The sequence below is a fragment of the Agromyces selenitireducens genome (assembly GCF_052748465.2).
Genome location: NZ_CM188259.1, coordinates 3,860,853 through 3,887,367 on the forward strand (window position 1 = coordinate 3,860,853; position 26,515 = coordinate 3,887,367).

29 protein-coding genes are annotated in these 26,515 nt (G+C 70.5%); 11 read left to right on the forward strand and 18 right to left on the reverse strand.

Annotated features, from left to right (window positions below; translation table 11 throughout):
- Positions 1 to 3: 3 nt before the first annotated feature.
- Complete coding sequence (locus tag ACULK4_RS18085) at positions 4 to 1,071, reverse strand: amidohydrolase (protein ID WP_445963778.1); 1,068 nt, start codon at positions 1,069 to 1,071, stop codon at positions 4 to 6.
- A gap of 77 nt (positions 1,072 to 1,148) precedes the next feature.
- On the opposite strand from ACULK4_RS18085, the gene ACULK4_RS18090 reads away from it, so the two are divergent.
- The 3 genes from ACULK4_RS18090 to ACULK4_RS18100 all read left to right on the forward strand — a co-directional run bounded on the left by ACULK4_RS18090 (position 1,149) and on the right by ACULK4_RS18100 (position 4,460).
- The gene (locus tag ACULK4_RS18090) at positions 1,149 to 1,832 is read left to right on the forward strand and encodes a FadR/GntR family transcriptional regulator (RefSeq protein ID WP_445963779.1); all 684 of its coding nucleotides are present in this window, start codon (positions 1,149 to 1,151) and stop codon (positions 1,830 to 1,832) included.
- A gap of 91 nt (positions 1,833 to 1,923) precedes the next feature.
- Positions 1,924 to 3,072, forward strand: a complete 1,149-nt coding sequence (locus tag ACULK4_RS18095; protein ID WP_445963780.1) for an MFS transporter — start codon at positions 1,924 to 1,926, stop codon at positions 3,070 to 3,072.
- Entirely contained in the window at positions 3,069 to 4,460 is a 1,392-nt protein-coding gene (locus ACULK4_RS18100; RefSeq protein WP_445963781.1) for an amidohydrolase family protein, read from the forward strand. Before ACULK4_RS18095 ends, ACULK4_RS18100 begins: the two co-directional genes overlap by 4 nt.
- Before the next feature lie 213 nt (positions 4,461 to 4,673).
- On the opposite strand, the gene ACULK4_RS18105 is transcribed toward ACULK4_RS18100, so the two are convergent.
- Positions 4,674 to 4,943: a hypothetical protein gene (locus ACULK4_RS18105; protein ID WP_445963782.1), complete on the reverse strand. Its 270-nt coding sequence runs from the start codon at positions 4,941 to 4,943 to the stop codon at positions 4,674 to 4,676.
- Between the two features lie 247 nt (positions 4,944 to 5,190).
- Here ACULK4_RS18105 and ACULK4_RS18110 point away from each other — a divergent pair, with 247 nt between their 5' ends.
- The gene (locus ACULK4_RS18110) at positions 5,191 to 5,634 is read left to right on the forward strand and encodes an SRPBCC family protein (RefSeq protein WP_445963783.1); all 444 of its coding nucleotides are present in this window, start codon (positions 5,191 to 5,193) and stop codon (positions 5,632 to 5,634) included.
- Positions 5,631 to 6,167, forward strand: coding sequence for a TetR/AcrR family transcriptional regulator (locus tag ACULK4_RS18115; protein ID WP_445963784.1), 537 nt, complete (start codon positions 5,631 to 5,633; stop codon positions 6,165 to 6,167). The genes ACULK4_RS18110 and ACULK4_RS18115 overlap by 4 nt, the downstream gene beginning before the upstream one ends.
- Before the next feature lie 176 nt (positions 6,168 to 6,343).
- On the opposite strand, the gene ACULK4_RS18120 is transcribed toward ACULK4_RS18115, so the two are convergent.
- Both ACULK4_RS18120 and ACULK4_RS18125 read right to left on the reverse strand, forming a co-directional pair.
- Positions 6,344 to 7,954 carry an amidohydrolase gene (locus tag ACULK4_RS18120; protein WP_445963785.1) on the reverse strand — a complete coding sequence of 537 codons (1,611 nt, stop codon included), beginning with the start codon at positions 7,952 to 7,954 and terminating at the stop codon, positions 6,344 to 6,346.
- The gene (locus tag ACULK4_RS18125) at positions 7,951 to 9,405 is read right to left on the reverse strand and encodes a purine-cytosine permease family protein (protein WP_445963786.1); all 1,455 of its coding nucleotides are present in this window, start codon (positions 9,403 to 9,405) and stop codon (positions 7,951 to 7,953) included. The genes ACULK4_RS18120 and ACULK4_RS18125 overlap by 4 nt, the downstream gene beginning before the upstream one ends.
- Positions 9,406 to 9,409: 4 nt before the next feature.
- Between ACULK4_RS18125 and ACULK4_RS18130 the strand changes: the two genes are divergently transcribed.
- Positions 9,410 to 10,141, forward strand: coding sequence for a TetR family transcriptional regulator (locus tag ACULK4_RS18130; RefSeq protein ID WP_501043343.1), 732 nt, complete (start codon positions 9,410 to 9,412; stop codon positions 10,139 to 10,141).
- 340 nt (positions 10,142 to 10,481) lie between these two features.
- Entirely contained in the window at positions 10,482 to 11,912 is a 1,431-nt protein-coding gene (locus ACULK4_RS18135; protein WP_501043344.1) for an adenylate/guanylate cyclase domain-containing protein, read from the forward strand.
- Positions 11,913 to 11,994: 82 nt separating this feature from the next.
- Here ACULK4_RS18135 and ACULK4_RS18140 read toward each other — a convergent pair whose 3' ends face one another.
- The 3 genes from ACULK4_RS18140 to ACULK4_RS18150 are packed head-to-tail and all read right to left on the reverse strand — an operon-like array spanning position 11,995 to position 14,303.
- Complete coding sequence (locus ACULK4_RS18140; RefSeq protein WP_445963789.1) at positions 11,995 to 12,690, reverse strand: DivIVA domain-containing protein; 696 nt, start codon at positions 12,688 to 12,690, stop codon at positions 11,995 to 11,997.
- On the reverse strand, positions 12,687 to 13,892 hold the full coding sequence (locus ACULK4_RS18145) for a globin domain-containing protein (RefSeq protein WP_445963790.1): 1,206 nt from the start codon (positions 13,890 to 13,892) through the stop codon (positions 12,687 to 12,689). Before ACULK4_RS18145 ends, ACULK4_RS18140 begins: the two co-directional genes overlap by 4 nt.
- Before the next feature lie 3 nt (positions 13,893 to 13,895).
- Positions 13,896 to 14,303 carry a group I truncated hemoglobin gene (locus ACULK4_RS18150; RefSeq protein WP_445963791.1) on the reverse strand — a complete coding sequence of 136 codons (408 nt, stop codon included), beginning with the start codon at positions 14,301 to 14,303 and terminating at the stop codon, positions 13,896 to 13,898.
- A 416-nt stretch (positions 14,304 to 14,719) separates the two neighbouring features.
- Between ACULK4_RS18150 and ACULK4_RS18155 the strand changes: the two genes are divergently transcribed.
- Positions 14,720 to 15,433: a hypothetical protein gene (locus tag ACULK4_RS18155; RefSeq protein ID WP_445963792.1), complete on the forward strand. Its 714-nt coding sequence runs from the start codon at positions 14,720 to 14,722 to the stop codon at positions 15,431 to 15,433.
- Between the two features lie 101 nt (positions 15,434 to 15,534).
- Here the strand turns inward: ACULK4_RS18155 and ACULK4_RS18160 are convergent, their stop codons facing one another.
- From ACULK4_RS18160 to trxA, 3 genes are all read right to left on the reverse strand, one after another.
- Positions 15,535 to 15,693 (reverse strand): hypothetical protein, encoded by a 159-nt coding sequence (locus ACULK4_RS18160; RefSeq protein WP_445963793.1) that lies wholly within the window; start codon positions 15,691 to 15,693, stop codon positions 15,535 to 15,537.
- Positions 15,694 to 15,763: 70 nt separating this feature from the next.
- Entirely contained in the window at positions 15,764 to 16,321 is a 558-nt protein-coding gene (locus ACULK4_RS18165; protein WP_445963794.1) for a DUF4395 domain-containing protein, read from the reverse strand.
- 62 nt (positions 16,322 to 16,383) lie between these two features.
- Positions 16,384 to 16,758, reverse strand: a complete 375-nt coding sequence (trxA, locus tag ACULK4_RS18170) for a thioredoxin (RefSeq protein WP_445963795.1) — start codon at positions 16,756 to 16,758, stop codon at positions 16,384 to 16,386.
- A 98-nt stretch (positions 16,759 to 16,856) separates the two neighbouring features.
- On the opposite strand from trxA, the gene ACULK4_RS18175 reads away from it, so the two are divergent.
- On the forward strand, positions 16,857 to 17,921 hold the full coding sequence (locus tag ACULK4_RS18175; protein WP_445963796.1) for an SLAC1 family transporter: 1,065 nt from the start codon (positions 16,857 to 16,859) through the stop codon (positions 17,919 to 17,921).
- Between the two features lie 167 nt (positions 17,922 to 18,088).
- Positions 18,089 to 18,820 (forward strand): DUF8692 domain-containing protein, encoded by a 732-nt coding sequence (locus ACULK4_RS18180; protein ID WP_445963797.1) that lies wholly within the window; start codon positions 18,089 to 18,091, stop codon positions 18,818 to 18,820.
- 13 nt (positions 18,821 to 18,833) lie between these two features.
- Here the strand turns inward: ACULK4_RS18180 and ACULK4_RS18185 are convergent, their stop codons facing one another.
- The 7 genes from ACULK4_RS18185 to ACULK4_RS18215 form a co-directional block, all read right to left on the reverse strand.
- A complete protein-coding gene (locus ACULK4_RS18185; RefSeq protein WP_445963798.1) occupies positions 18,834 to 19,241 on the reverse strand; it encodes a hypothetical protein in 408 nt (135 codons plus the stop codon).
- Positions 19,242 to 19,267: 26 nt separating this feature from the next.
- Complete coding sequence (locus ACULK4_RS18190) at positions 19,268 to 19,429, reverse strand: DUF8730 family Cys-rich protein (protein ID WP_445963799.1); 162 nt, start codon at positions 19,427 to 19,429, stop codon at positions 19,268 to 19,270.
- Positions 19,430 to 19,533: 104 nt separating this feature from the next.
- The gene (locus tag ACULK4_RS18195) at positions 19,534 to 19,659 is read right to left on the reverse strand and encodes a DUF8730 family Cys-rich protein (RefSeq protein ID WP_445963800.1); all 126 of its coding nucleotides are present in this window, start codon (positions 19,657 to 19,659) and stop codon (positions 19,534 to 19,536) included.
- A gap of 151 nt (positions 19,660 to 19,810) precedes the next feature.
- Positions 19,811 to 20,194, reverse strand: a complete 384-nt coding sequence (locus ACULK4_RS18200) for an SHOCT domain-containing protein (protein ID WP_445963801.1) — start codon at positions 20,192 to 20,194, stop codon at positions 19,811 to 19,813.
- 93 nt (positions 20,195 to 20,287) lie between these two features.
- Positions 20,288 to 21,844, reverse strand: coding sequence for a multicopper oxidase family protein (locus tag ACULK4_RS18205; RefSeq protein ID WP_445963802.1), 1,557 nt, complete (start codon positions 21,842 to 21,844; stop codon positions 20,288 to 20,290).
- An 11-nt stretch (positions 21,845 to 21,855) separates the two neighbouring features.
- On the reverse strand, positions 21,856 to 22,044 hold the full coding sequence (locus ACULK4_RS18210; RefSeq protein ID WP_067949769.1) for a hypothetical protein: 189 nt from the start codon (positions 22,042 to 22,044) through the stop codon (positions 21,856 to 21,858).
- A gap of 70 nt (positions 22,045 to 22,114) precedes the next feature.
- Positions 22,115 to 23,812 (reverse strand): ABC1 kinase family protein, encoded by a 1,698-nt coding sequence (locus ACULK4_RS18215; protein ID WP_445963803.1) that lies wholly within the window; start codon positions 23,810 to 23,812, stop codon positions 22,115 to 22,117.
- Between the two features lie 162 nt (positions 23,813 to 23,974).
- On the opposite strand from ACULK4_RS18215, the gene ACULK4_RS18220 reads away from it, so the two are divergent.
- A complete protein-coding gene (locus ACULK4_RS18220; RefSeq protein WP_445963804.1) occupies positions 23,975 to 24,757 on the forward strand; it encodes an SDR family oxidoreductase in 783 nt (260 codons plus the stop codon).
- Here the strand turns inward: ACULK4_RS18220 and ACULK4_RS18225 are convergent, their stop codons facing one another.
- The gene (locus tag ACULK4_RS18225; protein ID WP_445963805.1) at positions 24,758 to 26,515 is read right to left on the reverse strand and encodes a SulP family inorganic anion transporter; all 1,758 of its coding nucleotides are present in this window, start codon (positions 26,513 to 26,515) and stop codon (positions 24,758 to 24,760) included.

The following is a 26,515-nucleotide window of genomic DNA, read 5'->3' on the forward strand; positions in this document are numbered from 1 at the left end:
GGATCAGCCGGTGAGGGTGCCGGCTCGGGCGACGACCCGGCCGCCTCTGACGACGCGGGCCGGCGCGGGCCGGTCGACGACCACTGCGGCAAGGCACTCGGCGTCGAACTCGAGACGGTCGGCACTGTCTGCCTGGACCGGGTGCGAGGCCAGGCCGACCAGTTCGGCGCCCGAGCGCGTGCACAGGTCCCACGCCTGCTCGAGTTCGACATCGGTAATCGCGTCGGTGCGGTACGCGAGCAGGTGGGCTCGGTCGACCATGCTGCCGGTGCCGAAGGGCGTCCACGCGTCGCGCACGCCGTCGGAGCCGACGGCGACCTTGACGCCGCGTTCGCGGAGGACGGCGACGGGCAGCACCGGGTCGGTACCGAGCGCGCAGGTGGTGAGCCACACGCCGGACTCGGCGAGCACATCGGCGATGTGGAGGAGGTCGTCGCCGGTCGCTTCGGCGACGGCGAAGGCGTGGCTGATGGTGACCCGGCCGGAGAGCCCTTCGGTGACCGCCCGTCGGGCGATGCGCCGGGTTTCTTCGAGCCCGATCTCACCGCCGTCGTGCAGATGGATGTCGACGTCGACGCTGTGCGCGCCTGCCAAGCCGAAGACGGCGTCCAGATGACCGTCGAGGTCGTGCTCGAGCCCGACGGGGTCGATCCCGCCGACGAGGTCGGCGCCCTCGCGGAGCGCCGCGTCCAGGAGATCGGCCGTGCCGGGTGCCGTGAGCAGGCCCTGCTGCGGGAACGCGACGATCTGCACGTCCAGCAGGCCGGCCAAGCGGTCGGCTGCGGCGCGCACCCCGTGCACGTTGGTGAGACCCTGCGCGGGGCCGACGTCGACCTGGGCGCGCAGCGCCCGGGTGCCATTGGCGATGGCGGTGCGGAACAGCGAGACTGTCCGCTCCTCGACCGATGCGAGGTAGTCGGCTTGCACGCGCACGTCGTTCGCGATGTACTCCGGCAATGCGCGGGCCGCGCGACGCGAGAGCCACGGACCGCCCCACGAGGTCTTGTCCGGGTGGATGTGCGCATCGACGAGCGGTGGCGACACGACGATGGCTGGCTCGTTCACGGGCATCTCCGACCTCGCTTCCTTGACTCACTGGATTCGTCAGATGATATGGTTATCACATCTCACGAGGAGAAGGAAGTCACATGAAGCAGGTTGCGCGCGTATCGCTCGTGGACACGGTCGTCGAGAGCCTCCGCGACGAGATCCGGAGCGGCGCTTGGCCGGTAGGCAGCAAGATCCCCACCGAGGCGCGACTCGTCGACTCGCTCGGCGTGAGCCGCCCCTCGGTGCGTGAGGCTGTCCGTTCCCTCGTCCAGTTGGGCCTCCTCGAGACCAGGCAGGGCGACGGCACCTACGTGGTCGCCGACGACGAGACCACCGTCGCGCTGCGCAACGCCATCGATCACGCCGATGACGCCGAGGTGGTCGCGGTCCGCCGGGCCCTCGACGTGCTCGCGGCCAGGGAGGCCGCCGTGCGCCGCACCGACGACGACCTCCGGCAGCTCAGTGCCGCGCTCGCAGGTCGCGCCGCCGCCGCCGCCGACGGGGACCTCGCCGCATTCATCGACCATGACGTCGCGTTCCACGTGGGCATCGCCGCGGCGTCGAAGAACCGGCTGCTCGCCGACCTGTATGCGAGCTTCGAGCCGTCGCTGCGCGACTCGGTCGCCCGCACGAACTGCATCGCGGTCGCCGACGACCCGCACAGCGGATTCCACGAGGCGCTCCATGCGGCCATCGGGCGAGGCGATCCCGGCGCGGCGACCGACGCGGCACTCAGCGTCCTCGACGACCACGAGCAGCAGTTGCGCAACCTGCATGGGTAGGCATCACACGCGACGTCCTGACCGAGACAGTCTGCTCTACGTCGCACTCCTCATCGCGGCGGGGCTCAACGTCCGCGACCCCATCACCAGCGTGTCTGCCACGCTCGGTCAGATCGGCGATCAGTACGGCGTGGGCCCGGAAGGCATGGCTGCCCTCTCGAGCCTGCCGGTGTTGCTGCTGGCCGTCGGCGCGCCGCTCGCGCCGATCCTGGAACGACGGTTCGGAGCCGAGCGGGCGATCCTCACCCTCGCTGTCCTGCTTGTGCTCGCGATCGCGTTGCGGCCGGTGGCACCGCTTGCGCTCTTCGCGGGCACGATCGTGGCCGGCGCCGCGATCTCGGGGCTGAGCGTGCTCATGCCGCAGGTGATCCGGCACCACCTGCATCGCCACGCAGGTCTCTGGTCCGGGGTCTTCTCGACGAGCTTCGGTGTGAGTGCCGCGCTCGGCGCGGGCCTCACCATCCCGCTCATCGCCGTCGCCGGTTCGCTGCCCGTCGCACTCGCCGTCTGGGCGGTTCCGGCACTGGTGCTCGTCACCCTCGCCGCGGTCGCCGTGCGACGTGCCCCGCGGCATCCACTCGCACTGACATCGCCCCTCCCCGGGCGTGTGCGGGTCTCGCCGCTCCTCTGGCAGGTCACCGTGTTCTTCGGCGGACAGGCGCTCGTCTTCTTCGCCGTCGTCGGCTGGCTTCCGACGGTTTACGCCGACCGCGGCGCGGCTCCCGCCGACGCGGCGGCACTGCTGGCCTGGTTGAGCATCGCCGGCTTGCCGGCATCCCTGCTCGTGTCGGTGGCCGCCGGGCGGATGCCGCGCCAGCACTGGCTCGTCGCACTCGTCGGCATCGGCACCTCCGCCGGGCTCGCGGGAGTGGCCTGGGCCCCCGTCGCGTTCGCGCCCGTCGTGGTGGCCGTGCTCGGCTTCGCGCAGGGCGCCGCGTTCGGCCTCGGGGTGGCCCTGATCGTGCTGAAGGCACCCGGCCGGGTCGCCTCGTTCTCGGCGTTCGCCCAAGGCGCCGGGTACGCCCTCGCCGCGACCGGGCCGCTCGCGCTGGGGCTGCTGCACGCCGCCGATGTCCCGTGGTCGTCGTCCATCGCGCTGCTCATGGTCGTGGTCGCCGCGCAGACCGCAGCCGGATGGGCGGCCGGGCGTCGCGCGAGCGCGACCGATCCCGGCGAGGGCGGACCCGCCGCAGACTCGGCGCCGCACGACGCGATGGCGACGGCGGGGCGGACGCCATGAAGGACGACAACGCTCCTGTCGACCTGCTGCTCAGGAACGCGGAGCTGATCGCGTGCTTCGACGACGCCAGCACCGAGCTCCCCGGCGGGTGGCTTGCCATCGACCAGGGCGTCATCGTCGGCATAGGCGATCCGAGTACTCCGCCACCCCAATCGCGCGAGACGGTCGACGTCTCCGGCTGCGTCGTGCTTCCGGGTCTCGTCAACGCCCACCAGCACCTGTACCAGAACCTCACCCGGGCATACGCCCCCGCCGAAGCCGTCGAGAACCTCACCGACTGGTTCTGGACCTACTTCGGCGCCTGGTCGCGCCTCGATGCGGATGCCGCAGCCATCTCCACGACGATCGGGCTCGCCGAGCTCGCGCTGAGCGGCTGCACGACCAGCGCAGACCACCTCTACCTGCACCCCGAGCCCGAACTCATCGACGCCCAGATCGAGGCCGCCCGCGAGGTGGGCCTGCGCTTCCACCCTGTGCGCGGCTCCATGACGATCGGCCCGGACGACGGCGGCGTCTGCCCACCGAACCTGGTCGAGGACCTCGACGAGGTACTCGCCGACACGGCGCGACTGCACGAGGCGTACCACGACGCCTCGCCGGCTTCCCTTGTCCGGATGGGCGTCGGCCCGAGCACCCTCATGAGCTCGTCGGCCGAGGCGATGATCGCGTCTCGTGAACTGGCCGAGGAGCTCGGCCTCCGGCTGCACAGCCACGTCGCCGACGACCCTGACGAAGCGGCGTTCGTGCAGGCGCGCTACGGTCGGCGCCCGCTCGAGGTATACGAGGACTTCGGGTGGCTCACCGAACGCACCTGGTTCGCCCATGTCGTCTACCCGGATGAGCGCGAGATCGGCCGCCTCGCCGCTGCCGGCACCTCGGTCGCGCACTGCCCGAGCATGACGATGATCGATGGCGGACTCCCAGGGGGGCCGCCACCGATCCGTTCGATGCTCGACGCCGGTGTGAACGTCGGGATCGGCTGCGACGGCGCGACAGCCGCCGACCATCAGTCGCTCTGGCTCGAGACCAAACTCGCGATGCTGCTGAGCCGCCAGCGCGAGGGCAGAGCCACCGCCATGAGCGCCCGGGCGGCACTGCGCATGGCGACCCGCGGCGGCGCCCGGGCCCTCGGCCGCGAGGGTGAGATCGGCCAGCTCACGGTCGGGACGAACGCGGATGTCTCCGTATGGCGGATCGACACGCTTCCATATGCCGGCGTGCTCGACGATCACCTCACCGGCCTGATGCACTGTGGCCCCGCCTGGGCGTGGCACACGATCGTCGGAGGGCGCTTCGTTGTTCGGGAGCAGCAGGTGGTGACCATCGACGTGGGCTCCGCGCTGGAGCGACACGAACGGGCGAGCCGGCGATTGCAGGCGGCCGTCTGAGGGTTGGCGGCCCCGCACTCCTGGACGTCAGGCCCGATCCGGGCGTCCCGGCCCGGCCGAACGCCATCGGTGAGTCCAACGACTGCGTGCGGCTTGTCACGGTTGACTCACGGTTTGCCGTGTGCACCGAAGCTCACTGCGTTTCACTGATCGAGTCCCGTGCCGGCAGATCCGTCGGCGGGTTGGATGAGCAGGAGACAACGGCCCGTCGGCCTACCAGATTGTGCCGCCCCCGACCGAGATGCCGCCCCACGTGAGCGCGATGAAGATCGCGGCGAACACGACGGGCGCGATGCCCTTGCCGTTGCGCGCGAGCCCCTTCAGGAGGGCGATGACGGCGAGGACTGCGGCGACGATCGAGAGGCCGCCGCCGAGGATCAGCCCGATGAACAGCGGGATGGGCATGAGCACGAGGCCGGCCAGCGCGAACCAGAACGCGGCCCAGGCAGTCGGATTGGAACGGCGTTCGACGGAGGAGGACATGCTTGATTATGTCCTGTCGGCAGGCCCCGGCCCGCAAGCCGATGGCTCCGCGAGCGCCCGACACGCCCCGACCATCGCGGGGCTCATCGTCGCCCGACTCGGATGACGTGGCGATCGCGGTCGACGGAGGGCAGGCGGGTATCGCATGGGACAGGGCACCCGAGTGCGGGAATGCGACATCGGCTATCAACGTTAGCTAGAGGTGGCTAGCACTGATAGCCTCAACGCGAAACCCCAGGAGAACGCCATGAGCACCACCATCACGACCACGATCGACATCGCCGCCGACCCCGACACCGTCTGGACCGTGCTGACCGACTTCGCGTCCTACTCGGAGTGGAACCCGTTCATGAGCCGGGTCGAGGGCACCCCCGAGGTCGGCAGCAGGCTCGTCATCCGTCTCTCCCCCGGGGGCGGCCGCGGCATGACGTTCAAGCCGACCGTCCTCGTCGCCACCCCAGGGCGCGAGCTGCGCTGGCTCGGCAAGCTCGGCTTCGGCGGCCTGTTCGACGGCGAGCACTTCTTCGTCCTGGACCGCGATCCAGATGGCGGCACCCGGATGACGCACGGCGAGAAGTTCAGCGGCATCCTCGTCAGCCTGATGGGAGGTGCCACGAGGAACGCCGACGATGGCTTCGGCGCATTCAACCACGCACTCAAGCACCGGGCGGAAACGGTCGTCTCGAGATGACCCCACCGGGCGAGGCGGGGAGGAGCTCCGCGCGCAAGGCCCAACTCGTCGCCGCTGCACGGCACCTCCTCGAGACGGAAGGTGTCGAAGCGGTCACCATCCGACGACTCGGAGCTGCCCTCGGTATTCGTGGCCCCTCCGTCTACAAGCATGTTCCCGACAAGGCAGCCATCGAGGCCGCAGTAGCCATCGAAGGGCTGACCGAACTGGCCGAAACCGTCCGAGGCGTTCCCGCGACATTCGCCGACGTATCCCGCGCCTACCGCACCTGGGCCTTGGCCCACCCCCACCTGTACCGCCTCCTCAACACGCATCCCGTGGACCGCAGCCGCGTGCCGCCGGAACTGGAGGACCGCGCCGCCGAGCCGCTCATCGTCGCCACCGGCGGCGACCGCGACCTCGCCCGCGCCGCATGGGCGACGATCAACGGCCTGATCGAGCTCGAACTGGCCCGACGCTTCCCGCCCGACACGGACGTCGACGCGGTGTATGCGGCCGCTGCTCGCGCCTTCGATACGCCTCGGACCAACTGACCTGGAGCTCGCAGGAGCCGCGTCGAGGTTCGGCGGTTCGGCCGCCCGTTCGCCGAGGGTGCAGCTTCGATCGCATCGAGCGCCACGCGGATGCCGCGATCGCCCATGCCGAGTTCACGGCGACTCACGCGAGTCACCCGGATCGACCCCGGCTTCAGCCTGCTCTCCAGCCGGGCTCAGAGCCGGAAACGCGAACGACCGGCGACGATCGTCTCCACGACTCGGGCCTCCAGGAGCGAGCGAACCCCGCTCTCGAACGGGTCGGTGTCGAGCACCACCACGTCGGCCGCGAAGCCCGCGGCGATGCGGCCGCGCCAGTGGCCGTCGCCGACGGATGCCGCGGCGTCCCGCGTCGCATGGCCGAGCGCGCGCTCCAGGGGAAGGGCGTACTGCGGGTGCGCGGCCGGCACGGACGGATCGAGCGCGGAGGCGCGCGTCGACGCGATGTACATGTTCGCCAGGGCGCTGTGCGGTGCGGTGGGCGCGTCGGTGGAGAAGGCGAGCAGGGTCCCCGCGTCCTCGTACTCGTGCCACGGGAACGCGCGGTCGACCCGGTGGTCGCCGAGCATCTCGGCCCAGTTGGCGAAGATCGCCGGGTCGGCGTGCACCGGCTGCATCGAGGCGGTCACCCCGATCCGTGCCATCCGCTCGGCCGTCCCGGGCGCTGCGTACTCGAGGTGCTCGATACGGTGACGCCGGTTCCGTTCTCCGTTCACGGCGATCGCGTGCTCGATGGCGTCCAGGGCGATTTCGCTCGCGTAGTCGCCGATCGCGTGCTGGGCGACCTGCAGTCCGGCCGCGTCAGCGGCGGCGACGACGGGCTCGAGCTGCTCGAGCGGCCAGATCGCGTCCGCGTTCGAACCATCGGCGTAGGGATTGCGCAGGGCGGCGGTGCAGGCGTCGATGGTGCCGTCGAGGATGAGCTTGATTCCCACCACCCGCAACCACGGTGATGATGGGCTGCCGGCCAACTCGGCCGCGCGCGCGACCTGGGCGAGGTTGGCGGCCTCGTCGCCGGTGTTGTTGATGATCCAGTGCGCGGCGACGCGAAGGGGCAGTTCCCCGCCGTGGCGGACTCGCGCACGCTCGAACGCGGCGAGGCCGAACTCGTCGAACGCCATGTCCACGACGCCGGTGACACCGCTTGCCAGGTAGGCGTCGATGGCTCGCTGTGCATCTTCATCGCGGATCTCGTCGGTCGCCGCCGCGTCTCGCTGTGCCCATGCGTACTGCATCGCCGCCGTCTCGTACAGCATCCCGGTCGGTTCCCCTTGTGCGTCCCGGGCGATCGCGCCTCCGAGGGGGTCGACGGTGTCGCGGGTGATGCCCAGCTCGGCGAGCGCCGCGGAGTTCACCCAGCACGAGTGGTAGTCGTTCGCGTCGAGGTAGACCGGGATGTCGGCCACGGCTGCATCGATCATCGCGGCCGTGGGCGCGCCGTCGGGCACCGAGTCGAAGAGCCAGCCCCGTCCGCGGAGCACGGTCGCCTCCGGATCCTCCTCGCGCGCCCGGCGCAGCCGGGCATGGATCTCGTCGAGGGATCGGGCGTCGGTCAGGTGCACCTGGCCCAGGGCGGCTCCCATCATCAGCAGGTGGGTGTGGGCATCGGTGAATCCGGGGAGCACGAGTCGGCCGCGCAGGTCGACCGTCGCGTCGGCAGACGGTCCGTGGTCGTCGTCGCCCACGAACACGATGGTGTCATCGCGGATGGCGAACGCCTCAGCCCAGGCACGCTCGGGATCGGGATCGGCGGTGAAGATGCGTCCGTTGGTGTAGCGGGTGATCACGGACGGCCCTTCCTTCCGAGCGGCGTGCGCAGCAGGCTCGCGTAGATCCCCCCGGCGACGAGCATGCCGACCGGGACCGAGAGGTCGATGAAACCCGTCGCGTGAGCGATCGGCCCTGCCCAGACGCTCGTGGCCAGGCACACCGCCGTCGCGAGCCCTCCGAGCAGCAGCGCAATCACGCCCGGGATGCCCCATCCACCCGTGTACCAGAACCGTCCTCCGGGGTGGTCGTCGAACAGTTCCACGCCGTCGTAGGCGTACCGGCGCAGCAGCACGTCGACGACGAAGATGGCCATCGCCGGCCCGGAGACGATGACGAGGAACTGCAGCATGAGGTTCGCGGCTTCCAGGAGGCTCGACGACAGCACGAGGTAGATCGTCAGGGCGGTGCCCACCACGCCGACGATGATCGCGGCGGGAATTCGGCGGAGCCGGAATCCGATGGCCTGCAGCGCCATGCTCGAGGTGTAGGTGGTCATGGCGTTGAGCGCGATCGTGTTGATGACGACGCCCACCACGAGCACCGGGCCCAGCCACGCCGGCAACAGGTCGAGCAGGGCGACATCCAGCCCCGCGTCGAACGCGGCGCCACTCAGTCCGGTCGCCAGCAGCACACCGACGGTCGTGAACACGATGAATGGGATGGCACCTCCGAGCCCGGTCGCGAGTGCGATGTGCGATGGCTTGGTGGAGCGCGGGAGGTACCGCGCGATGTCCGGGCTGTTGATGAAGGACAGTGGTGTCGAGGCCAGGATGGTGAAGCCGATCGCGAGCGCCGACCACAGGCCTGCCCCGGTGAGGGGTTCGGGCGCGACGTACTGCCAGTCGACCGTCGGCAGTATGAAGGCCGCAGCCAGGAGGAAGATGACGAACAGCGCCGCCGCCATGTACGAGTAGGCGCGGACGATGAGGCCATGACCGAAGATGGCGACGAGGATCGTGATCGTCGCCACCACGACCGTCACCCCGATGGGCACCCACACGGGGTCGTCCACCCCCAGGCGCCGCAGCAGGTCGGCTCCCATGAAGGAGGACGCGAGCCACGTCAATGACAGGAACACGGCGCCGATGAACCAGCCGACGAACGCGACGAAGAGCCTGTTGCCGAGGATCCCGTACATCGCTCGCGTCACGACGGATCCGGACGTGCCCGACGCGGGTCCGCTGCCGGCGATCAGCCCCGGGAAGACCCAGAGCAGGGAGGCCGCGATGATGACGGCGATCGCCTGCCACACCTCCAGCCCGAGCAGGATGAGGGTGGCGCCGATCGTCAGGTTGAGGATGCTGACATTCGGTGCGGCCCACACGAAGAACAGGTCGCGGGCTCGTCCGTGGCGATCGGAGTCGCCCACGAGCTCGATTCCGCGCGTCTCGGGCCGAGACGGTGCGTCGACGAACTCGTCGAGGTGAGGCTCGATCGGGGTCTGGGTCTGGGTCTGGGTCTGGGTCACGGGTGTGCCTTTCCGGGAGCGTCATTGCTATTGGTCACATGCCCAATGGACTATTGGTCAGTCATTCAATAGGCTGGCAGGCGTGACGTCAAGTCCTGCACCAGCACGAATTCGGAAGCGCCCCGAGGAACGGCGGGAGGAGATCCTGTCGCATGCCGCGGCGATCGCGCTCGACGGCGGGCTCGAACGGATCACGCTGAGGGCGGTCGCCGAACGGCTCGGCGTCCGCCCGGGCCTGATCACCCACTACTTCCCCGCCGCCGAGGACCTCGTCATCGAGGCCTTCGTGCGCGCAGCGGTACACGAACGCGAGCAGTTCTTCCCGACATCCGGCGAACCGTTGGAGCGGTTGGCGCACTTCATCGCCCACGTCGAGAGCGGTGCGTCAGCGCCCCTCGCCCGGCTGTGGTTGAACGCGCGACACCTCTCCCGCTTCAGTCCGGCGCTCGAGGCGGCACTCCAGGAGCAGGATGCCCTCGACCGGGCGCATCTCGTCGAGATCATCGAGGACGGAATGCGGACGGGACGATTCCCTGTCGGGGATGCCGAGACCGCCGGCATCCGCATCCTCATCGCCGTCGACGGCGGCGGCTCGTATGTCAACAGCGCCGCCGAGGCGGTGCACCCGGCGCAGAAGCACATCGTGGCCGACATGACGGATTGGGCGCTCGGTCTCGAGAGCGGCACCCTCCGCTCGGCCGTTCAGGCCCGGACCGGCCGGCGATGCCGCCCCTGAATGCAGGTCGCCCTGCCTGGCTCACCACGCTCGCGCTCCCCGATCCAGCGCGAGGCCGCGTACTACGCTGACTCCGAACCAGCCCGACCCGCACCCTCCTGTCGAACAAGCCGCTCGAGACGAGGGCCGGTGAATTCGATGAGGCCTCTCGCACGGCGGCAGCAGCTCGGTGCGACCGCTCCGGAGGCTGCAGCCCGGGGTCTGCAAGAAGGGGACATGCACCGTGACCACGTCACCACCGTCTTCACGAGAGATCTCCCGCAGGTTCGCGACGCTCATCTCAGGCGCGACCCTCTTCGGTGCCCTGATCATCTTCCTCTACTTCTCGCTGCTCGATCCGATGCCGGTCGACGAAGCGGCGGTTCGCTCACTCGAGACCGAAGGCATCGTGACATTCGCGGTCGTCGGTGTCGTGATCCTCGGCGCTGCTGTTGCGATGATCATCTGGCTGGGGCGACCGATCCGGACCTGGCTGCGCTTGATCGAGGCCGGCACGCCCGCCTCGGAAATGCCGCCGAACGTTGCCCGCCTCGTACTGATCTGGCCCCTCATCGGAGCTTCACTCGTCGCGGCGGGCACCCTCGTCGTGGCCGTGTTCTTCTCGATCATGTACGACGATCCGGGCAACTTCGTCGGCATCGCCATCGGCGGCGCCGTCGCGACGACCATCGTCTACTTCGGTACCGACCTGATCTGGCGGCAACAGGTTCCCACGTTCTTCCCTGAAGGGAATCCGAGCAGCGTCCCTGCCTTCCGACTCCTGGTACGGAGGCGCTTGCTGCTGGCCTTCGCACTCATCGGCGGGCTCACGCCGACCTTGCTCGTGATCCTGTCGCAGGTACGCACTCGCGCCGTGCTCGACGCCGAGAACCCGCAGGCGATCCTGGACAACCTGCTCCTCGTGCAGGTGTTCATCCTCGGAGTCGGCCTGCTCGCGAGTGTGCTCACGGCCATCCTCGTCGCGCGAGCCATCGTGGGTCCGCTGCAGACGCTGCAGGCGGCGATGGCTCGCGTGGAGGACAACGAGCTCGACACGAGGGTGGTGGTGGCCACCAACGACGAGCTCGGATACCTCAGCGAGCGATTCAACTTCATGACGGACGGGTTGCGACAGGGGGAGCGACTCCGGGAGCTGTTCGGCCTCTACGTGAGTACCGAGGTGGCTCAGGCGGCCGTGGAAACCGGGGCCGGTCTCGGCGGAACGCTCGTCGACTGCTCGGTGATCTTCTCGGACATCCGAGATTTCACGACGCTCAGTGAACGGATGCCGCCCGAACGACTGGTCGAAGTGATCAACCGGTACATGACGGCCATGGTGTCGGTCATCGTCGATCATGGGGGCGTGGTCACCCGCTTCGGAGGGGACTCCGTCCTGGCGGTCTTCGGCACGCCTCTCAATCCCATGGCCGATCATGCAGACCGAGCGGTGCAGACGGCGTTCGGGATGCGTCGGGCACTGGCAGCCTTCAACCAGGAGGAGACCATCGATGGTCTCCCGAACCTCGAGTCGGGGATCGGCATCGCAAGCGGGCCGGTCATCGCCGGCAACATCGGCGGCAAGGAGCGAATCGAGTACACGGTGATGGGGGATGCCGTCAACCTCGCCGCTCGGCTCGAGGACAAGACCAAGGATGCCGGCGCTCCCATTCTCGTGAGCGCCGAAACCTACCGGGCGCTCGACGGAGTTCAGGACCTGCGCGCCAGGGCGCTGACGGACGTGCAGATCAAGGGGAAGCGAGACCGGGTGACGGTCTACGCCCTTTCCGATTGACCTCGAGAGCAGCAGGGCCGGTCGCGAACGGCATCCCCGGCCGTCGCGAACGGATGCGCGCGGTCGGCGCCTGACGGGCTCGTCAGTGCGGCTGGGTGCTGGGCATCGCCGAGATGGAGGGCTCCCAGTCGGGCTCGCCCGCGGGGTCCTCGTCGGAGTCGGGCTGCGCGGCGGGTTCGGGGGACGGCTGAGGCAGGCTGCCCAGGCGGTCGACCTGCTCGGTGAGCGCCTCGAGCACCGAGCGCAACTGGATCTGCGCGACCTGGGCGTAGGTGCGCACGTACTCGATCTCCGGGACGGCCGGACCGTTCGACGCGGGCAGGGTCGCGCTGGCCTGGCTGGCCGTGCTCTCGGCACGTTCCAGGATTTCGCGGTACTGGTTCCGAGCGGTGAGCACGAGGTCACGGGCGTACTGCTCGGCGTCGGCGATCGCCTTGTCGGCGATCAACTGCGCCTGCGTGAGCAGCCCGACGGCTCCCGCCGTGATCTCCTCCTCCGAGTCGGAGCCGGATGCACCAAGCTTGGCATTCTGGGCCCGCAGTCCGGCGATCTCCTGTCCGGCCGCGGTTGCGGCGGTGCGGACCTCCGCGATCGCCTGCGCGAGCTGCCCCATGAAGGTGTCCACTTCGAGTCTGTCGTACGCACCGCCACGCACCTTCATGGTGAACTCCACCGAGCGGGCGTCCGGCAGGTGACTCACCGCGAGGGCCAGCGCGTTCTCCGGTGCGGTGTCCGGCGTGGCGGTGAGACCCTCGGGGTCGGTCCCGTTCTGCGTCATGCGTGGTCCCCCTGGTCGCTCTGCGGCAGCCCGGCCGGCTGCAGTCGGGTGTGGTGGTGCAGGTCATGACTGTCTTCGTCGAGGGTCGAGAACTGCTCGAAACGGATGTCGCTGCGCGAGATCCCGCCCGCTTGGAGGCGGGACACGGTGTGCCGCACCATCTGGGGCGAACCGCACACCAGCGCGAGCAGTCCGTGCAACGGTCCCGCGTCGGCCGCGGCGTCGCCGACCAGGCCCTTCCGGCCGGGGTAGCTCGGGTCGTCCGAGACCACGGGGGTGTAGGTGAACCAGGGGCGACCGGCCAGGTTCTGGAGCAGCCGGTTCTCGTAGAGGTTCCAGGGCAACCGGGCGCCATGGAACAGCTGGACCCGGGGTGCGCGGCCGGTCGCCTGCCAGTCCAGGTCGATCCGTTCCAGGTGTGCGCGGAGCGGGGCGAGACCGGTGCCGCCTGCGACCATGATCAGGTCGCGCTCGCGTTCGCCCTCGTCGAGCGTCAGCTCCTGACCCACCGGGGCGCCGAGGCGGACCGTCTCGCCGGCCTCGAGGTCGCGGACGACCGTGCTGCTCACCTGGCCGCCGGGGACCATCTGGATGTGGAACTCGATGGAGCCGTCGGCCCGCGGCGCGTTCGCCGGACTGAGGTAGCGCCACAGCCGCGGCCGAGCTGGAATCTCGACGGCGATGGACTGGCCGGGCGCGAACTCGAGGCGAGGCTCCGGGCGCACCTGGATGACCGCGAGATCGAGGCCCCGCCGATCCACCGCGGTGACCTCGGCAGTCCACGATGCCGGACTGGTGCGCTCGGACGCTTCGGCCGCCTGGACCATGACCGTGGCGATCACGCCGTATGCCGCGGCCCAATCGGCGGCGACCTCATCGGTCCATCGCTCACCGAGGAAGTGCTTCAGCGTGGCCAGCAGGGATGCGCCGACCGCGTTGTAGTGCGCCGCGATGACCTCGAACCGCCGGTGATCCCGGCCCAGCTGCTGGATGAACTCGGTCACCTCATCGAGCTGGTCCACGTTCGAGACGATCCGGCCGAGCGCGCCGACGAGCCGGTCCCGCTGCGTCGCCATCGAGACCGGGAACATGCTCCGCAGTTCGGGGTGGGAGAGGAACAGGTGGGAGTAGAAGAACAGCGGCACCTCGTCGCCGAGGCTCCCCGCCAGCGCCCACGTCTCCTTCAGTGCGGCGGTGTTCACGCGTCACTCGGCCGTCGGACGCGCCTCGACGATGTCGGGCTCCGTGCCGGCGATCGTGCCCACCACCCGGTCGATGATGGGGCGCTCGACGCCCGCCTCCGTGAGCGCGGTGACGAGGTGGCCGGCGACGGCGCCGAAGTCGTCGCGCGAGATGCTCATGCCCTCGTGCGCTGCGCGCAGGTCGCGCCCCGAGTACTCGACGGGTCCGCCCATCACCTGCGACACGAGCGCCACCTGGTGCCGCTTGAGCCGGACCATCTCGGTGCCCTCGAAGTACCCGCGGAGCTGGTCGTCGGCGAGCACGAGCTGGTAGAACCGGTCCACGACCCCGGAGATCGCCGGTCCCCCTCCCACCGCGGCGTAGTCGCTGGGCGCGTGCAGGTCGGGCTGCTGGGCACGGTCGGAAGTCATCGGGTCATCCAATCTCTGGCAGGGCAGGGACTCCCCTTTCTTAGCAGAATCCGACCACCCGGCGGAATCAGTCTCAGCGCCTTCGCACCATCCGGATCTCGCGCACGCCGTCGTCGACTGCACTGCGCCATCCGGTCGGAAGCCGTGCAGACGACCTCCTGCAGATCGCCACCATCGACCAACCATCGATCGTCCGAATCGCCGAGGGCGGGTGACTCCTCCGGACATCGTGAACGGCTCACCCGCGGATGACCGGACGACGTCGCTGCACGGTGCCGGGAAGGTACATTGGCCGGGATGCGACGCGTGAGAGCGTCGCTGCAGCGCTTCGATGAGGCGTCTGCGCATGACGACTCGCGGGGTGACGTGGGATGCCGACAGGGCGGTTCGTGCGGACTTGGGCACTGCTGTGGGCGGTGCTGCTCGGGATCCTGTTCATCTCCGTGACGGCATTGACCCTGATCGTATGGGTCGCCGGCCCGGAGCAGGCGGAGACCAATCCCGCCCTCGACCTGGCCTTCTTCGCCCTGGGCGTCATGGTGGCAGCCGGTTTCGCCAGCCAGGTCCGGGGCCGCGCTCCGGCTGGGGCGACGCAGGCGCTTGTTGCGGCGGCTTCGCTGGCTGCTGCAGGAGCGCTGGCGCTGCGGATCGAGCCCACCGTTGGCGGGTTGGTGTTGACGGCTGCCGCGACGGTGCTCGTTATCCTGAGGCCACGGCCACGGATGCGGATCGACCGGCACTGGGGACGGATCCCGCTCGGGATCGCTGCGGCGCTGAGTGCCGTGCCCGCCGGCCTGCACGTGGCCGACATGCTCACGGCGGCCAGAGCCGCGGGACCATCGTGCTTCCTGGGAAGATGCGCCGGCGGTGATCGGCTGGCCGAGTCGGCGGCACTGGCCGTCGCCATCGTGCTTCTGGCGGCGGTAGCAGCCGTCGGTGTGGACGGGTGGCCGCTCTGTGCCTGGAGTGCCGGCCTGGCGGCGATCCTGCTCGGGTCGATCTCCCTGATTCTCCCGACTCAGGTCGGGTCGATTCCTTCACCGACGGCAGTCGCGGCCGTGGCATGGGGATTTGCAGTTGTGATCGTCACCGGGGTGAGCACCCGGATGCGAGAGCGGGCGGGGTCATGAGTGCCTGCGACCGCACTTCTCCACCGAATGGCGCCCGCCGCGCCGACTGATTGACGGGACGAACCCGAAGACGAACCACCGACTTCGGGTTCTGGGGCGACTCAGCTCGCGCTCTTGCGGCGACTCAGCCACCCCCAAACGGCGGTGACCACGAACAGGATCAGGCCGATGACGGCAAGCCAGAACAGCCCCTCGAGCACGAACCCGAGGATCGCCAGCACGGCCCAGACGACGAGGGCAATCACGATGAGCCAGATCATGTGGTCAGGCTATCCGGCTCCTCGAAAGCGGAAAAGGGCGTTGACAACACGCCGAGCTCGGCTCGAATCCTCACTCCACCACCGAATGGCGCTCCCCGCGCTTGGGCGGCACGTAGGTGCAGGTGTCGCCGGCGCACAACTGCGGCTTCTCCCGGCTGAGCAGCCGCTGCAACTCGCAGCCGACGCAGATGCCGAACGCGCTCTCGACGAAGAGCAGGGCGAGGCAGACACTGCACAGCGCGACCTGGACCTCGGCGCTGACGCCGAGGAAGCCCATGGCCGCGCACGAGACGAAGCCCAGCCCCAGGCCGATGGACCACGCGAGCTTCTTCTGCTGCGCGCCGACCCACTCGGGCCGCTGGCGGCGCACGATGAGCGACCCGATGACGAGGCTCGGCGTGTACCGGGTGCCGACGAAGAGCCGCATCGCCATGTCGAACAGGAAGGTGATGCCGAACGCGCGCAGGAGCTGCAGGTCGCCCGTCAACGCGGCCGTCATCACCGCGATGATCCCGAAGAGGAAGAGGAGTCCGGCCGACGCCCGCACGGCGCGCTCGTTGACGACGGGGATGTCGATCCCGTCGACGTACTCGCCGATGACGGGATCGTCCTCGCGGGGGGTGCTCATCGAAGGGGGCTCCTCGGATCCAGGGGACGGCTCGGTGGACGGTGCTCGACGTCGCGCCCGCCCTACGCGGTGGCCGCGGCCTCCTGGGCGTCGAGCGTCTTGCGGACCTCGTCCATGTCGAGCCCCTTCACGGCCGTGATGAGCTGCTCGAGCTGCGCGCCGCCGAGCGCGCCGGGCTGCGAGAAGACCATGACCTGCTCGCGGAAGACCATCAGCGTGGGGATGGAGGTGATGTGCGCCGCCGCGGCGAGCTGCTGCTCGACCTCGGTGTCGACCTTGCCGAAGACGATGTCCGGGTGAGCGGTCGAGGCGGCCTCGAACACGGGCGCGAACATGCGACACGGGCCGCACCAGGCCGCCCAGAAGTCGACGAGGACGATGTCGCTCTCGGCGATCGTGCCGGCGAAGTTCGCGGCGGTCAGGTCGGTGGTAGCCATGGGGTTGCCTCTTCGTGATCCGGTGGGTCGGCGATTCGACCCGCGTACTAGTATAGACAATACCCCCCGGGTATTTTATTCCAGAGACGGGAGTCTTGATGGTGCCGGAACACGCCTCCCGCGTCGCCACCTTCCACCCCGCATGGGGTGCCGTCGCGATGACCGCGAGCGGCGTCGCGCTCGTGTCGCTGCTCGACCCCTGGGCGGGCAGCGGCGCCGACGATCTCACGGGAGCGGTGACCTTGGGCTTCGCGCTCGTCGTCGCCATCGCGACATCCGTCTTCTTCATCGCTCGACTGGTGTCGCACCGCGAGGCGTTCCACGACGACCTCGCCGATCCCCAGCTGGGCGCCATGACGGCGGCCTGGCCCGCCTCCCTCCTGATCGCCGCGCTCGCCGTGCTGCAGGCCGGGGTCGTCGGGGTCCTCGACGGCACGACGGCGCTGTGGACGGCGCTCGTGCTCTTCATCCCCGGGCTCGTGGGCACTTTCGTCGTCGGCGTCGCGTTCTACACGCGCGTGATCGGCTCGACGGACGTGCCGCTGCCCGCGGTCTCCGGCAATTGGTTCGTGCCCGTCGTCCCGCTCGTGCTCGTGCCGAGCATCCTGGTTCGCACCGAGGCGCTCGGCGGGCCGGTCGATTCGGCGTCGCTCGCGTTCGCCGCCGTCGCGACGTGGGGCATCGGCTTCGGGCTGTTCCTCCTCCTGGCGGCCATCGTCGGCGGCCGCCTGCTCATCGCCTCGCCTCCTCCGCCGCACGCCGCACCGACCTGGTGGGTCTGGCTCGCGCCGATCGGCGCCGGCGCTCTGGGGATCATCTCGATCAGCAGGCTGTCCATCGTCGGCGAGGCATGGCCGGATGCCACGGACGCCGCGTTCCTCCTCGCCGCGATGCTGTGGGGCTTCGGCCTCTGGTGGGCAGTGTTCGCGGGCATCGTCATCTTCCGCCAGCGCCGCCAGCTGCGCTTTCGTCTCCCCGTCTGGGGCTTCGGGTTCCCCACGGCGGCCTGGATCGCGCTCACCGTCGAGCTCGCCCGGCATTGGGGGCTCCCCTGGCTCGTCGTCGCCGGCACGGCGCTGTGGGTGATGCTCCTCGTGGGCTTCGCCGCACTGGTGATCGTGACCGTCGTACAGCTCCGCTCCGGTGCGATCTTCCGCCGATAGCCGCGTACGGTCCGAGCTTCCTGCACACCGTCGGCGCATTCGACGTCGACGCGCACCCGGGGTAGGCTGGCCCATTCGACTGGCCGGATGCGCCGCGTCCCCCTCCCCATCTTGCGCGGTGCGCTCCCGAATCCCCGGCTCGGTCTCGACACCCGAGAAGAGCACCCGTGAGCCCCTCCACGTGGACCACCGACGCCGCGGCATCCGCCCGTCGCACCGCACGCGCCTTCGCTCGCGCCGCCGATCGCACGCCCGCGCTCGCCTACGCGGCGGCCGTCGTGCCGGTCGCGCTCGTGGTCGTCGCCGTGGCGACGCAGCCGTGGATGCCGCCGACCGACCTCGTGCGCGACAGCCAGGCGGTCGCGGTGCTCCGGGGCTCGGCGAACACCGTGCACGGGATGGTGTCGAACCTCGGAATCGTCGCGATGGCCGCCGCCGCCGGAGCCGCGCTCCTGAGCGCAGTCGCGACGACGCATCGCGGCGACCGACTGCCGCGCGTGCTCGCGTGGGGCGGCGGCCTGACCCTCGCGGTGGCGCTCGACGATCTGCTGCTGCTCCACGAGGCGGCGACGTTCGCGGCGTGGATGCCGAAGCTCATCGTGGTGGCGTACGCCGCCGCGTTCGGTGTCTACCTCTGGCGCTTCCGCGTGGAGATCCTCCGGCACCTCGACGTCGGGCTGCTCGCGATCGCGATGCTCGCGCTCGGCACCTCGGCGCTCGTCGACGCATTCGCCGAACCGGCCACGGTCGCGTCGGTGCTGGTCGAGGACGGCGCCAAGCTGCTCGGCTTCGCCGCGTGGAGCGCGTTCCTGATCCGCGGTGCGCTCATCGCGCTGCGCGGCGGGCGCGCTTCCGGATCGCGGCACGCCCGGTCCGAGGCGATGTCGACCCGGGCGTGATCCCGGTGACCGTCTAGGGCTCGGCGACCTCGGCGAGCGCGTGCACGCCGCCCGCGCGGTAGCTCTCCCACTCGCGGTTCGCTCCGCCGCCGGGCTGCACGCGGGACGACCACGCGTCGGCGAGCTCGCGCGCGGCGGCCAGGGCCTCCGCGGCATCCGAGTCGGGCGTCAGCCGGCGCATCAGCTCGCCGAGCGCGGCGACGCGACCCTCGTGGTACTTGCCGGCCGGATACGAGCGGCCGTCCTTCGCGAGCGCGCACGACGTGGCATCGCCCATCGTCGCGGACCATGCCTGGACGGCCTCGGCGCGCATCGCGCGCACGGCCGCGCGGGAGAGCACGGGCGGGCGCGGAGGAACTTCCGGCTCGGCCGCGGCGTGTCGGACGTCGACACGCCGGGCGACGGCGGGTTCGTCCTCCACGGCCCGGCTCGTCCGGCGCATGCGGCTCAGCGCCCGAAGAGGCGCGCGAAGAAGCCGGTCGACGGCTCGTCCTCGTGGCCGGCGCAGCGCTGGTTGCGCGGGACCCCGCGCATGACCTGATCGACGTGCTGGCCGCAGCCGGCCCAGGACGTCTTTCCGCACTTCCGGCAGGTGACGGCTCGGCACATGGTGGTTCTCCTTCAGGGTTGGGGGGTCTCGATACGCGCCTTCGGTGCTACTCGACCACCGGGCGGGCGCGCGTCCGGTGCTGCTCGAGCACCGGGTGGGATGGTCAGCGGCGGTGGTCGCCGTCGCACCACTGCTCGGCGGGGACGTACGCCTTGACGTCCTCGACGTGCTGGCCGCAACCGGCCCAAGTGGTCTTGCCGCAGGTGTCGCAGGTGATGGGGCTGCACATGGTGGTACTCCTCGTGGTCATCGGGTGGCTCGTACTCCATGGTACGGATACCCCCGGGGTATTGTCAAAATACCTCACGGGTATCTTTCAGCACGAACGATGCCGGGCCCCCGCCGTACTCGGCGAAGTCCCGGCATCCGTCTCGTGCGGCTCAGAACTTCGAGCCGAGCGCCTTCGCCTTGATCGCCTCGAACTCCCCGTCGGTGATGACGCCCTGTTCGCGCAGCGCCTGCGCCTTCGCGATCTCCTCGGCCGGGTTCGCGAACGACATCGCGCGATACTCCTCCTGGCTGTACTCCTGGTACTCGACCTGCTTCCGAGCGGACCGCTCCGCCATGCCCTTGCCCCGGGCGATGAGGTACACGAGGCCGGTGATCCACGGCAGGGAAATCAGCAGGACCACCCAGACCGCCTTGAGCCAGCCGTTCAGCTCGGGGTCGCGGAAGATGTCGATCAGGATGTACACGAGCACGAACAGGTACGCCACGTAGGCGAACATCCAGAAGAAGGTCCAGATCCAGCTCCACAGGTCCACAGGTCATCCCTTCCCGAATCCGTCGATGACGAGGCTCACGCTACTCGCGCGCCGCCCGCCGGGACGGTCTTTGGTCCCGGCTCGCCGCGCAAGTCAGGTGACCCGGATGACGCCCATCATCCCGAGGTCCTCGTGGTCGAGGATGTGGCAGTGGTACACCGTCCGGCCGGTGATGCCCTCGAACGCGATGCGCACCACGACGCGACCGCCCGCCGGTACCGGCACCACGTCGCGGACGTCGATCCGGTCGATCGGCGCGCCGTCGACTTCGATGAGCTGCATCGGCCACACGTGCAGGTGGAACGGATGGTCCATGGGACTCGTGTTCTCGATCGTCCACTCCTCGACCGCATCCGAGGCGATCTCGATGTCGGTGCGGTCGTGGTCGAACTCGCGGCCGTCGATCGTGAACGCCATGCCGCCGCCCATGCCCATGCCGCCCATGGCGAGCGTGACCGTGCGGCGACCCGTGACCTCCTCGGCGCGCAGGTCGCGCGGCGACGACGACGGCAGCGCCCCGGCAGAGGCGCCCGCCGCGCCCGCGACCGCGAGCCTCGCGAGGTCCGCCCCCGCGGTCGCACTCGGCGGAGCACCCATCATCCCCATCCGGCCGCGGTCGAACGGCAGCGTCTGCAGCACGGACTCGCCTTCGGCCATGGTCACCACGACGTCGGCCCGGTTGCCCGGCAGCAGCACGATCTCGTCGAGCTCGCGCGGCTCGGCGTAGCGGGCGCCGTCGATGCCGAGCAGCTGCATCCGCTGCCCATCGAGACGCAGTCGCAGGTGCCGCGACGAGCATGCGTTCACGATGCGCCAGCGTTCGCGGTCGCCCGGATTCGCCGCCATCGTCGGCTCGAGCATGCCGTTCACGAGCACCACGTCGCCCTCGCGTCCCGTCATCCGGTCGAACCGGGTCGCCGCCGCCACCGAGCCGCTCGCATCGAAGCGGATGTCGGCGACGACGAGCAGGCGCTCGCGCGCGACGGGCACGTCCTCGTCATCCTCGACGATGATGGCGCCGTACATGCCGCCGAATAGCTGGTCGGCGGTCGTGCCGTGATGGTGCGGGTGGTACCAGAACAGACCCGGCCGATGGTCCTCGCCGAGGCGGTAGTCGTAGTCGAAGTCGGCGCCCGGCTCGATCATCAGGAAGACGTTGTCGCTGTTGCCCTCAGGCGAGACGACGAGCCCGTGCGTGTGGAGGTTCGTCGGCGCATCCAGTCCGTTGCGGAGCCGGAGCGTCACGCGATCGCCCGGGCGGACGCGGAGCGTCGGCCCGGGCATGGTGCCGTTGTAGGCGAGCACGCGGACCGCGGCGCCCGCGACCGTCGCGGTCGTGAGCGCCGCCGCCAGTTCGAGGTCGAGGCGCCCGCCCGAGCTCGTCAGCACCTCGGGCTCGCGGAACGACTCCCCGGCCGCTCCGTCCGTGCCATCCGTCTCGGGGGTCGGCGCATCGTCGGGCGCTCCCGGCACCGGTGCGGACCGGTCGGAGGCGAGGTTCCACAGCGCGATGCCGCCGCCGACCGCCACCGCGCCCGCGGCCGCCGCACCGATCAGGAGCGCGCCCCGCCGGCTGATGCCCCCGCGCGGCGCCGGATCCGACTCGTTCGCGCCGGGTGCGCCGGGCCGAGGGTCGTTCGGGTCGCCCAAGGTCCGGATCCTCAGTCGCCGAGCGCCGCGAACAGCTCGTAGACCATGAACGCCGGCCAGAACAGGCCCTGGAAGATCGCCCAGACGTACTCCCAGAACGCATCCGCCTGCTGCCAGAAGTAGACCCACGCCCCGAAGATCCCGAGACCGTAGATCGCACCGCCGCCGGCCACGCCCGCGTTCGAACCCCTGTCGCCCATGTCGCACCTCCGGGGCCGACGCTACGCCGCGGCATCCGTCGCCCGCGGGCCGAAGGGCCCTCGGATGGGCTCAGCGCGGGCGTCGCCGGCGACGCGCCGCCGTGTACGCGAGATAGCCGCCGAGCGCACCGATGACGCCCAGCCCGGTTCCGAGGAACGTGTCCTCCCAGCGGCGGAACCGGCGCTCGCTCGTGACGATGCCGCCGACGCCCGTGATGAGTGCGGCGCTGATCATGCCGGCGACCAACCGGTTGCCGATGCGCTCGGAGCGGGCGACGAGCGGTTCGAGCTCGGCGGCGCGCAGGTGCACCTCCAGGCCGTTGCCGTCGGCCGAGTCGAGCAGGCGTCGCAGCACGCCGGGCGCCTCGAGGGCGAGCTCGCCGAGGTCCGCGCCGGCGCGGGCGATCCGCTTCGCGATCACCGACGCGCTCAGGCGCTCGCGCGCGAGCCGTTCGGCGTAGGGCTCGAGCGACTCCCCGAGGCGGAACTCGGGGTCCAGCCGGTGCGCGAGCGATTCGATCAGCAGCAGCGCCTTGAAGAGCAGCGCCATCTCGCGCGGGAGCCGCAGCCGGTTGGCGCGGAGGATCGCGAACAGGTCCGCCATCATGCGCGCGAACGGCGTCTCGCGAAGCGACCGAAGCCGGTACTTCGCGAGGAAGACGCGCAGGTCCTCGCGAAGCACCTCGCGGTCGACGGCCGACGTGCCGGTCGACATGGCCACCAGGGTGCCGGCGAGGAGCTCGACGTTGCCGCGCACGAGCCCGACGAACAGGCCGCTCAACTGGCCGCGCAGCTCCTCGCCGATCTCCCCGACCATGCCGAAGTCGATCAGCGCGATCGTGCCGTCGTCGTGGATGAACAGGTTGCCGGGGTGCAGGTCGGCGTGGAAGAAGCGATCCTCGAAGGTCATCTGCAGCACGATGTCGGCACCGCGTCGCGCCACATGCCTCCGGTCGACCCCGGCGGCGTCGAGCGCCTCGGCGTCGGCGATGTTCATGCCGCGCATGCGCTCGAGGGTGAGCACCCTCGAGGTCGTGCGCTCCCAGAACACGCGCGGAATCAGCACGTCGTCCTCGCCGTCGAAGTCCTCGGCGAACCGCTCGGCGTTGCGGCCCTCCTGCAGGTAGTCCAGCTCGGAGCGAATCGTCTGCGCGAACTCCTCGACGATGCCCGTCGCGTCGAACTCGCGGGCCGGACCCCAGCTGCGGGTGGCTCGCGCGGCGAGGTTCTGCAGGATCTCGAGGTCCTCGAGCACGCGGGCGACCGCGCCCGGGCGACGCACCTTCACGACGACCTCGGTGCCGTCGGCGAAGGTCGCGACGTGCGCCTGCCCGATCGAAGCGGATGCCAGGGGCCGATCCTCGAACGTCGCGAAGAGCTCCTCCGGTTCGGCGCCGAGTTCACGGCGGATGACGGCACGGATGTCGGCGACGGGCACCGGCGGCGCGGCATCCTGCAGCTTCGCCAGCTCGTCGACGTAGGCCGGCGGCAGGAGGTCGGATCGGGTCGAGAGCAGCTGCCCGAGCTTGACGAACGTCGGGCCGAGCTCCTCGAGCGCGCGGCGCAGGTGCTCCGGCGATGTGTCGCCGGTCGCAGGCCCGGCGCCCTGCCCGGTACCCGCGCCTTCGCCCCCGCGCCCGGCGCCGTCGCGGCGGAACGGCAGGATTCGGCCGATGCCGAGCAGCCCGACCATGAAGCCGAGGCTGTGCCGGCGCAGGATCGCCGCGATCTCGCGGTACCGCGCGGTGTGCCCGTTCGCCTCGCCCATGCCTCAAACGTGTCATATCGAGCGGCGCCGCACACCCCCGGCGCGCGATCCCGAAGGCCCAAGGGCCCGGCGCGGGAAGACCGCTGGCAGCAGTGTGGGAGGCGAGCCGGTCGCGCCCGCACTGGCTCGACCACGACCCACGACCGCATTCCGGGAGTTCCCATGCCTCGCACCTACGTCATCACCGGAGCCGCGAGCGGCATCGGCAAGGCCACTACGGACCTGCTCGTCGAGCGCGGTCACCGCGTCATCGGCGTCGACCTGGCCGGAACCGACGTGAACGTCGACCTCTCGACGCCGCAGGGTCGCGCCGAGCTCGTCGAGCGAGTGCGTGAGCTGAGCGGCGGCACGATCGACGCGATCATCGCCAACGCGGGACTCGCGACTCCGACGGCGAAGACGGTCGCCGTCAACTACTTCGGCGCGGTCGCGACACTCGAGGGCCTCCGCCCGTTGCTGGCCGGCTCGTCGGCGCCGCGCGCGGTGGCGACCGTCTCGATGGCGTCGCTCTTCCCGGGCGACGACGCACTCCTCCAGGCGCTGCTCGCGGGCGACGAGGCCGCGGCCATGGCGCGCGGCGCCGAGCTCGAGTCATCCGCCCCCGAGGTCGCCAATCAGATCTACGCCACGACCAAGGCTGCGCTGTCGCGCTGGATCCGCCGCAACGCGGCGACCCCGGAGTGGGCGGGCGCGGGCATCCCGCTGAACGCCATCGCGCCCGGCGTGGTCGTCACGCCGATGACGGCGCAGTACACCGGCACCGAGGAGGCGCGGAAGGCGATCCTCGAGATGGTGCCCATGCCCCTCGGCGGGATCTTCGAGCCCCGCGACGCGGCCTACCTGCTCGCCTGGCTCACCAGTGAGGAGAACGCGCACCTGTGCGGCCAGGTCGTGTTCATCGACGGCGGCTCCGACGTGGTCATCCGCGGCGATTCGACCTGGTGATCAGGCCCGCCCCGCGCCGTCCGGGCCGCCCTCGTCGGGTTCGTCGCCCTCGTCGGGCTCCCACTTCGTCCCCTCGAGGTCGCCGCGCAGCGTGCCGGTGACGTCGTCGACCGCCGCGCCGACGGTCGGTGCGAACCGATCGGGCGTGAAGCGCTTCGTGAGGCCGTAGTCGCGCAGCACGTCGACGACCGGGTCCTTCATCTCGGCGATGATCAGGCGGATGCCGCGGGCCGCCAGCCAGTCGTCCAGGTCGACGAGCTCGTCGGCGGCGGTCGTGTCGATGTCGGTGATCGGCTCCGCGGCGAGGATGACGGTGCGGATGCCGGCTCCGGCCTCCTCCACGCGCGAACGCACGTAGTCGTCGAAGAGCCCGCCGTTGGCGAAGAACAGCGGGGCGTCGAAGCGCACGATCACGACCCCCGGGATCCGCTCGCCCTCCGGGTACCGGGTCAGGTCGTGGTAGCCGCGCAGCCCGGTGACGCGCCCCAGCTCGGCCCGGTACGGGCGCCACGACCGGTTCACGAACGCCAGCAGCGACAGCCCGATCGTGACGGCGATGCCCTCGAGCACCCCGAACGCGAACACCCCGATGAACGCGGCCGCCGACAGTGCCGCGTCGACCCGGTCCATCCTGAGCAGCCGGACGAGGCCCGTCACGTCGATGAGCCGCGACGCCGCGAAGATGACCACGGCCGCGAGCGTCGCCGACGGCAGGAACTCCGTGAGTCCCGGCGCCAGGAGCATGAACAGCACGAGGAGCAGGGCGCCGACCAGGCCCGTCAGCTGCGACTTCGAGCCCGCCTGCTCGGCGACGGGAGTGCGGGACGAGGACGCCGTGATCGGGAATCCGCCGAACAATCCGGCCGCGATGTTCGACGTGCCGATCGCCGCCATCTCGCGGCTCCCGCTCACGCTCTCGCCGCGCCGTGCCGCGAGCGTTCGCGAGAGCACGCCGGCATCGGCGAAGGCGACGAGCGCGATGCCCGCGGCGGGCAGGGCGAGCGCCGCGACATCCGCCCACTGGAGGCCGGCGAGCGCCGGCGCGGGCAGGCCCTGCGGCAGTGCGCCGACGACGGGCAGTTCCTCCGCGAGGCCCAGCAGCGCGGTGAGGACCATCGCCGCGACGACCGCAGCCAGGACCCCGGGGATCGGCGACCTCACGACCGTGAGCATCACGATGACCGCGAGCGAACCCAGGCCGAACGCGAGCGGCAGCATGCGCACCTCGCCGCCCGCGATGCCGGCCCAGATCCCGCTCACCTCGCCGAGGGGCGAGTCGGCGTCCGTCGAGAACCCCAGCAGCGCGGGCACCTGCGAGATGATCACGATCAGGGCGATCGCATTGAGGTAGCCGACGCGGATGGGCTTGGAGAGCAGGTCGGTCACGAACCCGAGGCGCAGGATCCCGCCGAGGAGCAGGATCGCGCCGACCATGAGGGCGAGCAGGCCGGCGAGCGCGACCGCCCGCTCGTCGTCGCCGACCGCCAGCGGCAGGATCGCCGCGGCGATGATCGGCCCGAGCGCCGAGTCGGGCCCGAGCACGAGGATGCGCGACGGACCGAACACGGCGTAGGCGATGAGGGGCACGATCGTGGCGTAGAGGCCCGTCTCCGGGGGAAGCCCGGCGACCTGGGCGTAGCCCATTCCGGCAGGGATGAGGAGCGCGGTGACCACCACGCCCGCGCGCAGGTCGGGCCAGAGCCACGCACGCCGGTAGTGCCGCGCCGTGTCGATGCCGGGCGGCATCCAGCGCGGCAT

Coding starts and splice junctions, on each gene's coding strand:
- ACULK4_RS18085 (WP_445963778.1), bottom strand. CDS start 1,071: ATGCCCGTGAACGAGCCAGCCATCGTCGTGTCGCCACCGCTCGTCGAT.
- ACULK4_RS18090 (WP_445963779.1), top strand. CDS start 1,149: ATGAAGCAGGTTGCGCGCGTATCGCTCGTGGACACGGTCGTCGAGAGC.
- ACULK4_RS18100 (WP_445963781.1), top strand. CDS start 3,069: ATGAAGGACGACAACGCTCCTGTCGACCTGCTGCTCAGGAACGCGGAG.
- ACULK4_RS18105 (WP_445963782.1), bottom strand. CDS start 4,943: ATGTCCTCCTCCGTCGAACGCCGTTCCAATCCGACTGCCTGGGCCGCG.
- ACULK4_RS18110 (WP_445963783.1), top strand. CDS start 5,191: ATGAGCACCACCATCACGACCACGATCGACATCGCCGCCGACCCCGAC.
- ACULK4_RS18115 (WP_445963784.1), top strand. CDS start 5,631: ATGACCCCACCGGGCGAGGCGGGGAGGAGCTCCGCGCGCAAGGCCCAA.
- ACULK4_RS18135 (WP_501043344.1), top strand. CDS start 10,482: ATGCCGGTCGACGAAGCGGCGGTTCGCTCACTCGAGACCGAAGGCATC.
- ACULK4_RS18140 (WP_445963789.1), bottom strand. CDS start 12,690: ATGACGCAGAACGGGACCGACCCCGAGGGTCTCACCGCCACGCCGGAC.
- ACULK4_RS18150 (WP_445963791.1), bottom strand. CDS start 14,303: ATGACTTCCGACCGTGCCCAGCAGCCCGACCTGCACGCGCCCAGCGAC.
- ACULK4_RS18160 (WP_445963793.1), bottom strand. CDS start 15,693: ATGATCTGGCTCATCGTGATTGCCCTCGTCGTCTGGGCCGTGCTGGCG.
- ACULK4_RS18165 (WP_445963794.1), bottom strand. CDS start 16,321: ATGAGCACCCCCCGCGAGGACGATCCCGTCATCGGCGAGTACGTCGAC.
- trxA (WP_445963795.1), bottom strand. CDS start 16,758: ATGGCTACCACCGACCTGACCGCCGCGAACTTCGCCGGCACGATCGCC.
- ACULK4_RS18175 (WP_445963796.1), top strand. CDS start 16,857: ATGGTGCCGGAACACGCCTCCCGCGTCGCCACCTTCCACCCCGCATGG.
- ACULK4_RS18190 (WP_445963799.1), bottom strand. CDS start 19,429: ATGTGCCGAGCCGTCACCTGCCGGAAGTGCGGAAAGACGTCCTGGGCC.
- ACULK4_RS18195 (WP_445963800.1), bottom strand. CDS start 19,659: ATGTGCAGCCCCATCACCTGCGACACCTGCGGCAAGACCACTTGGGCC.
- ACULK4_RS18210 (WP_067949769.1), bottom strand. CDS start 22,044: ATGGGCGACAGGGGTTCGAACGCGGGCGTGGCCGGCGGCGGTGCGATC.
- ACULK4_RS18215 (WP_445963803.1), bottom strand. CDS start 23,812: ATGGGCGAGGCGAACGGGCACACCGCGCGGTACCGCGAGATCGCGGCG.
- ACULK4_RS18220 (WP_445963804.1), top strand. CDS start 23,975: ATGCCTCGCACCTACGTCATCACCGGAGCCGCGAGCGGCATCGGCAAG.
- ACULK4_RS18225 (WP_445963805.1), bottom strand. CDS start 26,515: ATGCCGCGCTGGATGCCGCCCGGCATCGACACGGCGCGGCACTACCGG.